General features: G+C 59.2%; 12 protein-coding genes, 1 pseudogene and 1 riboswitch. Of the genes and pseudogenes, 6 read left to right on the top strand and 7 right to left on the bottom strand.

Annotated elements, in window-relative coordinates:
- Position 1: 1 nt before the first annotated feature.
- The 5 genes from thiS to AC0NIL_RS28305 form a co-directional block, all read right to left on the bottom strand.
- A complete protein-coding gene (gene thiS / locus AC0NIL_RS28325; RefSeq protein WP_473574010.1) occupies positions 2 to 199 on the bottom strand; it encodes a sulfur carrier protein ThiS in 198 nt (65 codons plus the stop codon).
- The gene (gene thiO, locus AC0NIL_RS28320; protein WP_473574009.1) at positions 168 to 1,169 is read right to left on the bottom strand and encodes a glycine oxidase ThiO; all 1,002 of its coding nucleotides are present in this window, start codon (positions 1,167 to 1,169) and stop codon (positions 168 to 170) included. Before thiO ends, thiS begins: the two co-directional genes overlap by 32 nt.
- On the bottom strand, positions 1,166 to 3,001 hold the full coding sequence (gene thiC / locus AC0NIL_RS28315) for a phosphomethylpyrimidine synthase ThiC (RefSeq protein WP_473574008.1): 1,836 nt from the start codon (positions 2,999 to 3,001) through the stop codon (positions 1,166 to 1,168). The genes thiO and thiC overlap by 4 nt, the downstream gene beginning before the upstream one ends.
- 103 nt (positions 3,002 to 3,104) lie before the next feature.
- Positions 3,105 to 3,221, bottom strand: a riboswitch (TPP riboswitch).
- A gap of 574 nt (positions 3,222 to 3,795) precedes the next feature.
- On the bottom strand, positions 3,796 to 4,011 hold the full coding sequence (locus tag AC0NIL_RS28310) for a hypothetical protein (protein ID WP_473574007.1): 216 nt from the start codon (positions 4,009 to 4,011) through the stop codon (positions 3,796 to 3,798).
- A gap of 286 nt (positions 4,012 to 4,297) precedes the next feature.
- A complete protein-coding gene (locus tag AC0NIL_RS28305) occupies positions 4,298 to 4,756 on the bottom strand; it encodes a Ros/MucR family transcriptional regulator (protein WP_473574006.1) in 459 nt (152 codons plus the stop codon).
- A 604-nt stretch (positions 4,757 to 5,360) separates the two neighbouring features.
- Between AC0NIL_RS28305 and AC0NIL_RS28300 the strand changes: the two genes are divergently transcribed.
- Positions 5,361 to 6,287 (top strand): DUF4365 domain-containing protein, encoded by a 927-nt coding sequence (locus AC0NIL_RS28300; RefSeq protein ID WP_473574005.1) that lies wholly within the window; start codon positions 5,361 to 5,363, stop codon positions 6,285 to 6,287.
- Here the strand turns inward: AC0NIL_RS28300 and AC0NIL_RS28295 are convergent.
- Positions 6,220 to 6,498, bottom strand: coding sequence for a hypothetical protein (locus AC0NIL_RS28295; RefSeq protein ID WP_473574026.1), 279 nt, complete (start codon positions 6,496 to 6,498; stop codon positions 6,220 to 6,222). The two genes, AC0NIL_RS28300 and AC0NIL_RS28295, sit on opposite strands and share 68 nt — an antisense overlap.
- A gap of 248 nt (positions 6,499 to 6,746) precedes the next feature.
- Between AC0NIL_RS28295 and AC0NIL_RS28290 the strand changes: the two genes are divergently transcribed.
- The 4 genes and pseudogenes from AC0NIL_RS28290 to AC0NIL_RS28275 all read left to right on the top strand — a co-directional run bounded on the left by AC0NIL_RS28290 (position 6,747) and on the right by AC0NIL_RS28275 (position 8,502).
- Positions 6,747 to 7,016 carry a hypothetical protein gene (locus AC0NIL_RS28290; protein ID WP_473574004.1) on the top strand — a complete coding sequence of 90 codons (270 nt, stop codon included), beginning with the start codon at positions 6,747 to 6,749 and terminating at the stop codon, positions 7,014 to 7,016.
- A gap of 93 nt (positions 7,017 to 7,109) precedes the next feature.
- Entirely contained in the window at positions 7,110 to 7,364 is a 255-nt protein-coding gene (locus AC0NIL_RS28285) for a hypothetical protein (RefSeq protein ID WP_473574002.1), read from the top strand.
- A 10-nt stretch (positions 7,365 to 7,374) separates the two neighbouring features.
- A complete protein-coding gene (locus AC0NIL_RS28280; RefSeq protein ID WP_473574000.1) occupies positions 7,375 to 8,067 on the top strand; it encodes an SOS response-associated peptidase in 693 nt (230 codons plus the stop codon).
- A 167-nt stretch (positions 8,068 to 8,234) separates the two neighbouring features.
- Positions 8,235 to 8,502 (top strand): annotated as a pseudogene (locus tag AC0NIL_RS28275) (hypothetical protein).
- Positions 8,503 to 9,387: 885 nt separating this feature from the next.
- Here the strand turns inward: AC0NIL_RS28275 and AC0NIL_RS28270 are convergent.
- A complete protein-coding gene (locus AC0NIL_RS28270) occupies positions 9,388 to 10,542 on the bottom strand; it encodes a porin (protein ID WP_473573999.1) in 1,155 nt (384 codons plus the stop codon).
- A gap of 571 nt (positions 10,543 to 11,113) precedes the next feature.
- Between AC0NIL_RS28270 and AC0NIL_RS28265 the strand changes: the two genes are divergently transcribed.
- Complete coding sequence (locus tag AC0NIL_RS28265) at positions 11,114 to 11,491, top strand: HipA domain-containing protein (protein ID WP_473573998.1); 378 nt, start codon at positions 11,114 to 11,116, stop codon at positions 11,489 to 11,491.
- Positions 11,492 to 11,543: the final 52 nt, after the last annotated feature.

The raw sequence follows: 11,543 nt of genomic DNA, 5'->3' as shown, positions 1-11,543 counted from the left end.
GCTAGCCTCCCTGCATCGGTGAGAGGATTTCGATCCGGTCGCCGTCGCTCAACTGGAACTGCGCCCGGTTGGCTTTGTGCACGAGGTCGCTGTTGATAGCCGTCGCCAGCCAATCGCCTTCATAGTCGAGCGCGGCAAGCAGTTCGGCCAGCGTGGAGGCGTGAATCTCACGCGCTTGGCCGTTGACGATCAGTTTCATTGGCGAGCTCCAAAGGTTTGTCGTGACTGAAGACGAGTTCGGCCGCCTGGCGCGCCATGGCGGGCGCGAGAAGAAAGCCATGGCGATAAAGTCCGTTGATCGCCACAGTGCTTTCGCGTGCTTCGACACGCGGCAGATTGTCGGAAAAGGCTGGGCGGACGCCGACACCGGTTTCAACGATCTCGGCCTCGCCAAAGGCCGGATGTAGGGAATAGGTCGCGCCCAAAAGCTCCATCATGGAACGCGCCGTGACCCGTCCAGTGGACTGGCTCTCGATCATCGTCGCGCCGGCCATGAAATGGTGGTCAGTGCGCGGTACCAGGTAGAGCGGAAAGCGCGGATGAAGCAGTCGGACCGGGCGCGACAGCGAGACATCGGGGGAGCGCAGGATCAGCATCTCGCCGCGAATGCCGCGCAGTCGGTCATCTACCGCGGACATTCCGGTGCAGTCGATCCGGCGATCGAAACCGGAGGCAAGCCGGGCGTCGGTGCCGAAGCGGAATTCGACGCCCATCACCGCCAGCCTGTCATGAAGTGCCGCCATCGCCTGGCGCGGGTCGAGATGGGCTTCGTCGGAGAAGAGCAATCCACGACGGAAGCGGCCGGCGAGGTCGGGCTCCATCAACCCGATTTCACTTTCATCGACCCACCGATGGCCCGACGTGCGGCGGGCGAACCGGTCGAGCTCGCCCGCATCGCGCGGCGCGGCCACGACCAGCGTTCCGGCCCGCGTCACCTGCCCGGGCGTTGCCGCATCCCACCAGTCTGCGGCATCGCGTCCGAGATCGAGCACCGGCTGCTCGGCGCTTTCGCGCTCGCACCATGGCGCCAGCATGCCGCCGGCGAACCATGATGCGTTGCCGCCAAGCCCAGGCCTTGTCTCGGCAACTGTCACCGCCGCGCCGCGTGTGGCGAGCTCGAAGGCGGCGGTGAGGCCGGCGACGCCGGCCCCTTTGACCAGCACCCTCATGGTCGCTCGTGCGCCTGTGGCATGAGCGGTGCGTCGGTCTCGTCCGCCGGCACATAGAGATCGCCGCCCTCGCGATACTTCGCCGCCATCGCCGCCATGCCCTCTTTATGTGCCTCGGCGCGGATGTCGTGGGAAATGCGCATGGAGCAGAATTTCGGCCCGCACATCGAGCAGAAATGCGCCACCTTGTGCGCCTCCTTGGGCAAGGTCTGGTCGTGGAAGGATCGCGCCGTTTCTGGATCGAGCGACAGGTTGAACTGGTCTTCCCAGCGGAACTCGAAGCGCGCGCGGGAAAGGGCATCATCCCTGACTTTCGCCGCTGGATGCCCCTTCGCGAGGTCGGCGGCATGCGCCGCGATCTTGTAGGTGATCACGCCGGTCTTGACGTCGTTGCGATCGGGAAGGCCGAGATGTTCCTTCGGCGTGACGTAGCAGAGCATGGCGGTGCCGTACCAGCCGATCATGGCAGCGCCGATGCCGGAGGTGATGTGATCGTAGCCCGGCGCTATGTCGGTTGTCAGCGGTCCCAGCGTGTAGAACGGCGCCTCGCCGCAGACGGCGAGCTGCTTGTCCATGTTCTGCTTGATTTTGTGCATCGGCACATGGCCGGGACCCTCGATCATCACTTGGCAGTCCTTGGCCCAGGCGATCTGCGTCAGATCGCCGAGCGTTTCGAGCTCGGCGAATTGCGCCGCGTCATTGGCATCGGCGATCGAGCCCGGACGGAGCCCGTCGCCGAGCGAAAAGGACACGTCATAGGCGCGGCAGATGTCGCAGATTTCCGCGAAATGCTCGTAGAGGAAGCTTTCCCGGTGATGGTGCAGGCACCATTTGGCCATGATCGAGCCGCCACGCGAGACGATGCCGGTGACCCGGTCAACGGTCAGTGGGATGTAGTGCAGCCGCACGCCGGCGTGAATGGTGAAATAGTCGACGCCTTGCTCGGCCTGCTCGATCAGCGTGTCGCGGTAGACTTCCCAGGTCAGGTCCTCGGCGATGCCGTTGACCTTTTCGAGCGCCTGATAGAGCGGCACCGTGCCGATCGGCACCGGCGCATTGCGAACGATCCACTCGCGGATGTTGTGGATGTTGCGGCCGGTCGACAGGTCCATCACCGTGTCGGCGCCCCAGCGGATCGCCCAGACCATCTTTTCCACTTCCTCCGCCATCGAGGAGGTGACCGCCGAATTGCCGATATTGGCGTTGATCTTCACCAGGAAATTGCGGCCGATGATCATCGGCTCGCTCTCGGGATGATTGATGTTGGCGGGAATGATCGCGCGCCCGCGCGCCACCTCGTCGCGCACGAATTCCGGTGTGACGAAATCGTGAATAGCCGCGCCGAAGCTTTCACCGTCGCGCTCAAGCTTGCCACGCCAGATGTCGCGGCCAAGGTTCTCGCGGACGGCGACGAACTCCATTTCGGGCGTGATGATGCCGGCGCGCGCATAGGCAAGCTGGGTCACCGCCTTGCCCTGCTTGGCCCTGAGCGGCCGGTTCCGAATTGGAAACTCCGGCGTCAGCCGCTCGCCCGCCGCAAATCCGTTGTCCTCCGGCCGGACGTGGCGGCCGTCATAGTCCTCGACATCGCCGCGTGCCGTAATCCATTCGTGGCGAAGTCGGGCAAGGCCATTTTCGATGCTGGTTTCGACAGTCGGGTCGGTATAGGGACCGGACGGATCGTAGACGGTGACAGGCGGTTCGCCCGCCGTCGGATGGAGGGAGATTTCTCGCATCGGCACCCTGATGTGGGGATGGATGGCACCGGGCTTGTGGATTTTCCGCGAGGCGGGCAGTGGTCCCGTCGAGACCGCAGGGGTGATGGCATTCATCGTGAGGCTCCTTTGCTCATGCATTGGAGACCCAGTTCTGTGCCGGAAGGATGAAAAGACGCTTCTGTTGACCTGCTGAAACAGGACCTCGGGCGTAAACTCCCGCAAAGCGCTTGCACCGTCCCTACGCCAGTATGAACTGGATCAGGTTCAACGGGTCACTGCGCCGCGAAAGCCAGCAGTATCTCAGCCCCTTGCCGGGACTCCCCTGGTCAATGCCCCAGGTTGAACGGGCCGGCTCCGATTTGTCAAGCGCATTCGGGTCCGGTCGAAAGCAGCTATCGCCTAGCTGGCGGCATTGCTCCGGATAGGACCATGGATTGAGCTCGGCTTAGCCCGTGGTTCGCCCCGGTCACCTTGACCTCAAAACGTACCGGTGCGGCGCCTATCCACCCCCACAGAGCCGACCGCCGGCAGCCGCTTGACCCAACTAAAGGAGACACCCGAAAAAGAGTCCTGCACCAAATGCGAGGAGGATCCCATACAAGGTGAGACGCCGTCTCATCCTCATCGTCGCGCGGTGGCTGCCGCCAACTGAGATACCGATTGCCGATCTTGGGGTTGGCAACCCTGGGGAAGGGGTCTTCGCGGCCCTTTTCGTCGCTCCCGGATATAACGGCCGTAAACGCCACAGTGTTGCCATCTCGCTCTCTATTGCGCTGCAATATGCTTCGAGGAATGCGAACGGACTAGGAGCATCTGCAGCCCTCGCATCGTTGGAATGCGAAGGCAACGGCATGACGGATATCTCGGCGACGCAGCTTGTCGTGTCCCTGTCCGCCGCCGATACATCGTCAAGAACAAGGCTGACCTATCTCGATGGATGGCGCGGCCTGTCGATCGCACTGGTGTTGATCGGCCACTTCTTCCCCGTTTCTGATATCAACCTCGGTGTCATGGGTGTCGAGTTCTTCTTCGTGCTGAGCGGCCGGCTCATGGCCGAAATTCTCTTTGTCGAGCGCATCTTCGACCGCAAGCCGGTTGGTCGGATAACTGCGTTTGACAATCAAGTCGCTTGTGGCGACCTGAACATTTATTGGGCGAAGGCCACAATCGCCGATCAGCCAACCTCGGGAAAAATTGTTCTCGGGGCAAAAGACAGCATCGCCCTAATTGTCACGCCCCGTTCCCCACTGGTTCTAAGTGCAGATATCCTGACAAGACGAACTTCGCTAGGAAAAAAGACCGGCGCCCTCGCTAGGAGGTTGCCCGAATGGCGCCGGCCAGACGGTCCTTTTCAGGTCCGCCGCTCTCCAGACATAGCTGAGTCTTTCCGTCGCGTCAGGTGGTGGCGGACTACGCTTTGGCTTTCCGCTTCGCAGGTGCCTTTTTGGCTGGTGCGACGGGTTCAGCCTTGCGGCCAAGCCCGATGGACTTCGCCAATTGCGAGCGCTGAGCGGCGTAGTTCGGAGCTGTCATAGGATAGTCGTGCGGCAAGTTCCATTTGGCGCGATAGGCATCCGGTGTCAGGCCGAAGTCCGTGCTAAGATGCCGCTTTAGGGATTTGAACTTCTTGCCGTCTTCGAGGCAGATAATGAAGTCTGGCGTCACCGACTTCTTCGGGTTGACCGCAGGAGTTTGCGGTTCAACAACAGGCGCGATCGGCGTGCCAAGTCCGGACAGCGAAGCATGAACCGATGCTATCACCTCCGGCAAGCCAGCCACCGGCAAAGGATTGTTGCTGACATATGCTGAGACAATGTCGGCGGTTAACTCAGCTAGTTCGGCAGCGCGGGTACTGGTTGGGTTGGTCATTGGTTGGTCCTTTTGTCTGATTTATCCCCTCTCTATTGGTTGATGATCAACGACGCAACCGCCCTCACAAGCCTGGTCTATCGAATTGCAGTGGAGGCGACGCAGAGTTCGCACGGTCTTCGGACAACCCTTGATGTTATTTCAGGAGTATTCGCGACAGTAGAACTAAGGCGGTTCTTGGAGCGAAGTCGCCTTGCTCAGCATCCGGTTTGGTTGGGGTTCTTGGAAGCTTTTCGAACTTTCTGGGTCGCGACTCAGCCTGAATTGCGGTTTCTTATGGACAATGGCGTCGCTAAATTCGGGTTTGGATAGCTTTGAGGGCATCGACTTCTGGCACGTGCGCCTTCCCTGAGAGCGCGGGAACACGCTCCCCAAGCTCTTTACGTTGTGAACGGCCGCTTCGCGCCTCATCACAGTCGCTCCGAACAAAGGTCAGCGATCCCGAAAGCCGCCTTTCCTTCAGTTTCCAACACTCAGCGTAAGTGGGCAAGCAGACGCGGCTGTCGAAGGCACCGGATTTTACGGTCGGTGATAACCAAATGGACTGGCTATCGTACTTGACGCGATTGGCTCCGGCACCTGATATCGCGGTCAGGAGGATGCCATGGCACGACCGATAGTCACCGATGAATCCGAACTTGGGGCGCTGGGCGTTCGAATAGTGGACGGGATCGTCCATGACGAGCTGCGCTACATCTTTCGGCCTCGCGAGCGGCGTGACTTAGGCATCGATGGCGAAATCGAGTTGGTTGACAAACAGGACGAGAAGCGCCGGGGCACCGGTCGGCTTGTCGCCGTCCAAATCAAGTGCGGAGAGAGTTTTTTCCGCGGGATAGATGACGATGCCTTCATTTATCGTGGAGAGCTGAAGCATCTAGAATACTGGTCCGACTTCTCGCTCCCGGTGCTGGTGGTGATTTGCGACCCGGTGACGCGGGAAGCGTATTGGGCGGAGTTTAGCCCAGGAGCGGTGACGGTGTTAGAAGCAGGATGGAAGATGCGCATCCCCACGCGGAATCGGTTGGCGACTTCCGGCTACGACCTTGAGCAAATCGCTCGCCGCAACCATCTTCTCGAAGTTGTCGGCTTGGCAGTGCAAGGCTGGGTTCACGCAGCGAACGCCCAGCGCGTCGAGTTCTGCGGCATCTTCCAGATGCCCCGGGATTACCATTGGTATCGGCACCTCATAAAGATCGGCGACGACACCATGATGCTGCACTGGCTCTACGCCAGATACGGGCGATTTGAGATCCAAGAGGTCCGTGACGCAATCCGCCATCTCTCTAGCAACTTGGTGTATTCGTCTAGACTCATACTCTGCTTCGTTGCCGACTCAATTGAATCTCTTTGGCTAAATGCAGATATTCAGGCGCTTGTTTCGAGCGACGCTGCCGTGGAGTTCAGGCGGCTACTGTTCAAGCGCGACGATCAAATCGTCGGTGATGTCGATGCCGATGGTAACGTCAGCCTAGAATATTATGAGGGCAAATCAGTATACCGGGAGAACGCCAAGGGTGACTGGATCGGCTGAGCGACCCTGCGTCGTCGCGAGTGGACCCAAAAAGAGCCACCAGCGGGTTCACCAACCGCTGTTGCTTCCAATATGTCTCGTGAGGCCGGGGGTCGCGCGCGTGTTGTGTGATCTTGCTAACGAAGACCTCAGGCGACTGCATGTATGGCTCTAACTTGTGCTCACGCATCAGGACAACAAAGAGCGCGCACGACTTTGCTTGACAGTTCACCGACTTTGCAGGGTTGAACTCGATGTCGTGAATCCGGCATATTCCACATCCACAGCTGTCGGACCGGATGAACCGAAAGTGAAAACGGTCAATCCGGCGACGTGGCCCGAAAGGAAGGAGCTCTATCCTCAGATCATAGAGCGCCTTGAAACCGCCGTCGGACCTGATCGGCAACTAGAAATCGACATCTGCTATGTGATGGGTTGGGTGAATGAGCCCGGAACGCCGGAAGAGGCTGCCGAAATAGGTTGCCCTACCTCACCGCCAATCTTGCCGAGGTGGCCGCAATTGCCGAGAAATCACTCACCGGCTGGAAGATCGAGATCGACCAAGAGCCCTGCGATGCGCGGATCATTGATCTGGAGCACGATGAAGACGATGACGACAGGAGCGTGGCGGCATGGCGTTACTTCGACGGCCGCCTTTACATGGATAAGCCCCCGGCCAACACCGCGATTGCTCTGACGCTGGCGGCCATGCGGCTTCAGGCTGACAGTTTTTCCGAGCCGGCGTGGTAACGCGCAGCGGCGGCCCTACACCGGCAAGGATCGACCGCGAATGGCCGTTCAGGTCGCCTTGCCGGATGATCTGGTGTCGACCGGAACTTCGCTTTGATCAAGAAGTTTTGCGATGAACGGGGGCTGCGCCACAGGACGCGCCAAGTGCAGGCGATCTGGCCGGGCGGCGAGTATGAAAATTGGAGGCTCCACTGTTTCGCAGACACGGCATTCCTTGACCACTTGGTGTTCGATCCGAAGCGCGACCGAGAAAGCGGCAAGGCACGGGGCGTGTGGCGCCGCACCGGCAGCTACGAGCGGATTCTTGATCTCGGCCCTCTCAGCGTTCACGAGATCCTGCGCAGCTAGGGGTAAGACCATGTGCGGACGCTACACCCGATATCTATCCTGGTCGGAAATCCACCGGCTCTACCGGCTGACGGCGCCGGCCGAGGTTGGCCGGAACGATGTCCCTCGCTACAACATCGCGCCTACAGATGAGGTGCCCTTCATAACGGCTGCCGACGATGGCAACCAAAGGCTTCGAACCGGGCGATGGTGGCTGGTTCCCTTCTGGGCCAAGGAAATACCAAGGGCCACCATGTTCAACGCTCGCATCGAAGGCGTCGACACAACGCCGGCATTCCGGGATGCCTTCAGATCGAAACGCTGCCTCATTCCGGCCGATGGCTATTACGAGTGGACGATTTCGCCTGCCGACGGCAAGAAAGACCCATGGCACATTTTCCAGCCTGGCGATGCACCGTTCTCGTTCGCTGGCCTCTGGGCCTACAATTCGAACTTGGACGTGACCAGCTGCACGATCATAACCGAGCCATCTGCGGCACCCATCAATCAGATCCACGACCGCCAGCCGATCATGCTGGATCCAGCCTATTACGATGTCTGGCTTGACCCCAAGACGCCGGCTGGCGACCTGAAGGACATACTCAGCCACGACATTGACGGCAGCCTGCAATTCTATCGTGTCGGCCGGGAGGTCAACGCGACAGTCATCGATAAGCAGCCCAACGATAATGCAGGAATGATCGAGCCGATTGCACTCCTATGAGCGACGAGCCAAGCAGACTTGCGGAAGCCATTTGACAGCCATACCGCGTGAGCGGGCGAGGATTGAAAACCACGTCTGCGAGTTTCCTGAGTGCGGCGTGCGTGCTCCGTTCGGCTTTGCCAAGCCAGGGCAAGAGCCGCACTGGTTTTGTTTCGGGCACCGAGAGCATGGCGATCGCTATAGGGCAAGATGATCAACCGCCAAGACGTCAATACGACTATCTCGATCGCTCGATCGACTGCCAGGAGGCCATGGAGCCCGGGTTTTCAGACCATTCTCGATTGCATGCTGGAAGTTGGATGGACCCGAGGCGAGACCTTGCGAGCATTGAAACGACTGATTGCCTACGACAACATGACCCAGAAAGAAAACGCACGCACGGAAGCGCAACTTGCCATCGCTCGCGCGATGATCCGCGCGGGTCGAATGCTCTAACGACCCAAAGGCTGCCTGGAAAGCGAAACCAGCTCTGCCTCGTCAGTCACGCCGGCCATGTAATTCGCGATAATCCGGGATGCGAGTGCTTCCCTCGCATCCGTTGCTTGGCCGGTAGCCTTAAGCTGCTCGAAAACTCGTCCCAACAAGGCCAATTCAGACGGGTCAAAGACACCGGCCTCCGTAGCTTTTCGTCGAATGGCCATGATCAGACTTCACTCTTCTCCTCCCGGAAATCTTGCAGCGAAGCGTACCGCAAATCATCCTCGCCAGTGCTTAACGCGGCCGATCAGGCCCGGCTTGACCCATTGCGTCGCTGGCCGCTTCATCCCTTCGGCGGTGGACCGGAGTGTTCCTGGACGCGTTTGATGAGCTGCGAGCGGTAGCCGTCGAATTTGATCTCGTGAATCCATCCATCCCCTCCTGGAGGCTTCTCCACCAAGGTGGGCATCAAGGGCGGGATGAACTTCGCATGAACTGACTCGCAAGGCGGCAAGTCAATTAGCGTGGTCAAAGAGTTCCGGAACATTTTAGACGAATTGAAAGTTTGGTAGCCATGACAAAGACATCGGATCCTGGCCCCCCGATCTCCGGCAAGCGGCACGGCACCCCTGTGGTGGACGAACGCGACCATTTTTACAATTGCCCCTACTGCGGGCAGAAGGTCGACATGCGTGATCCGCGGCAGGTCATCTGGCATGAAGAGCCGGGGCACAAACCGCGAGGCCCAAGACTGGCTTCGGGCTGATCGTTAGCAAAATGGACGGCGTCTTTAAAAGCAAGGGCTGCCTGGCCGGGCATGATCGTCCGGGACCACATTTTTGAACATCGTAAAGCTAGACACCGAGGCCTCCAGTCGGGCCTTCGACATTCAGATTCGCTCCGTTAGAACGAGCTTTGGAATCGCAGCACGCCGCCAAGGCTGTTCCTTTTGCCGACGTGAGCCGGGTTCGTTCCGGAACGGTCGACGGCAGCGAACTTGGCGTAATTGGTATAATCGACTTCGGCTGTGACCGTGAAACTAGGAATGACCGTGTAGGCGACGTTTGCAGCCAATCCGGAGTTCCTGAGCTGATCACCCGAGACCTGAAGGTTGAACGAAATTTTCTCGTTTAACGTGTAAGTGGCGCCCGCCCAGAAAGCCCAGCTGCCGCTCCAAATTTTGTAGAAGCCGCGACCGTGAGCCGCGACCGCGTTGGTTGGGTCATGGTTGAGATTGCCAATGGAGCCGTAGCCAAACATTCCAAATAGCGACAGGTCATCTGTGACATTGACATCGACTCGGAACTTGCCGGCCAAAGCTTCGTAGTCGCTGTCACGAGCGACTACGCCGGTGATCGCGCCCCAGCCCTGCGTCTGTTTCATGCCGAAGACGACGTGCGGAACGTGGCTGGCGACAGTACCGACTACATCCGACGCTTGTTCGAGTGAAAACAGGGCCGAAAAGCCATTATCGGCATCGAAGTAATACTGAGCCACGTTGGTATCGAAGTCCCCGTACGGAACGAGTACGTTATTGAGCACGTTTCCGGCGTAGCCTGCAAACGTGTCGAAGGCCGACTCGTCCTTGCCAACTCGGAGGCCACCAAGCTGGATCCAGGCGGAATTCAACGTGACGCCGCTGTTGAAGCTATAGTTGTGAGGGCTTTCCGGACCCCGATAAGCGTTGTGATTGCCGAAGTTCACGCGAGTTTCAGTATAGGCCCTCAGTGCGCCGAGTTCAGTCTCCTGGCGCGTCCAAGTTTTGAACGTGAAGCGCGTGTTGTTTCGCCAGGTGCCCTGAGCCTCGCCAGTTCTCACATCGGAGGTTCCTATCCCGTCATACGGTCGGACATCGCTGAGGCCGATGTCGTAACGGATGTAGCCGCCGATGCGCACGCAGGTCTTGGTGTCGGGGATAAGGAAGTAGCCCGAACCGTAGACGTCGCAGATCTTGACGTATTCGTTCGGACCCGGCGCGGAGACTTCGTCCGTAGCGCGAGCGACGGAAACGGAGATCAGGGCCGCAACTGAGCCGAAAAGAAGGCTGCTTACGTTCATTCTGGATCTCCAGTTCAAAGAATAAAAGGCGGAAGCGTCAAAGGGCGAACTGGCGGCCTATCCCTGACCAAAAACATGTGCACCTCGGTCCTCCTTCGTACCTGAGGAATGCGCGATACATCGGGATTCAGCATTTCTGAACCAATATTCATCTCCGTTATGTGGGTTGCCGTCGGCGTTCGATGCGGAGCAGCAAGCGACGTGCCATTCTGAAGAGGTAGCTCCGCGCTGACACTTAATTGGCCGGCGCAACTTCGTCGCGCTCCTTTCTTTTTGGTTTTTTGGGGTCAGGCTGAGCACCCAAGCAGACGTTTGGGACACGGCTCTATGTTCGATATGTGACACTTTCGTTGGGTGCCGACAGCACCTGTTTGCTAAAGCTCAGGTCGAGACGGCATGCGGCGGCGCCGCTCGGTACGTCAGGCGGGAGCCCTGCTGCTGCCACGTCTGGATCGTGCCAAGGATCGCCCGTTTCGTTTTGCCGCGGCGCAATCGTTCGCCCCCCTGTGCGACTCACCTGGCGCCCATTGCGGATCGGATGAATACATGCTCACGAGAGTAGCGTGTTTGGTTGCAGCGCCACCGCCTTGTCGATTCGGCCAAACGGACCAACTCTCGACGCATTTGGCGCCGTATCGCGTTCTCGATCTCTATCACCAATGTCGAAGACCGCCTCCACAATCACGGCTTTCTCCATGTGCATCGCGGCCAATGGTGCTCGGCGCCTGCATTCGACATCAACCCGTTCCCTGAGCGCGTGCGAGAGCTGAAAACCTGCATATCCGAGGAAACTGGACCCGAAGCGACTGTCGACGCACCGATGTCGGTAATCTCTTATTTCCGGATGAGGAGCGATCGAGCGAAGACGATCCTCGCAGAAGTCGAAAGGGCGGTCGCCACATGGCGTGAGGAGGGGCGGGCGCTTGGAGTGACCGACCAAGAACTATAGCTTCACCGACGCGTTCGAACATCGCGAAAGGCAAGCCGCCCAAAGGGCGCAG

This window comes from Mesorhizobium sp. WSM1343 (assembly GCF_055901535.1).
The sequence above is the reverse complement of the archived record's forward strand: the minus strand, read 5'-3'. Positions and strand labels throughout refer to the sequence as shown.

Bases quoted from the DNA above. Each gene is read 5' to 3' on its own strand.
- AC0NIL_RS28280 (WP_473574000.1), top strand. From the start codon at position 7,375: ATGTGCGGACGCTACACCCGATATCTATCCTGGTCGGAAATCCACCGG.
- AC0NIL_RS28270 (WP_473573999.1), bottom strand. From the start codon at position 10,542: ATGAACGTAAGCAGCCTTCTTTTCGGCTCAGTTGCGGCCCTGATCTCC.
- thiO (WP_473574009.1), bottom strand. From the start codon at position 1,169: ATGAGGGTGCTGGTCAAAGGGGCCGGCGTCGCCGGCCTCACCGCCGCC.
- thiS (WP_473574010.1), bottom strand. From the start codon at position 199: ATGAAACTGATCGTCAACGGCCAAGCGCGTGAGATTCACGCCTCCACG.
- thiC (WP_473574008.1), bottom strand. From the start codon at position 3,001: ATGAATGCCATCACCCCTGCGGTCTCGACGGGACCACTGCCCGCCTCG.
- AC0NIL_RS28300 (WP_473574005.1), top strand. From the start codon at position 5,361: ATGGCACGACCGATAGTCACCGATGAATCCGAACTTGGGGCGCTGGGC.
- AC0NIL_RS28305 (WP_473574006.1), bottom strand. From the start codon at position 4,756: ATGACCAACCCAACCAGTACCCGCGCTGCCGAACTAGCTGAGTTAACC.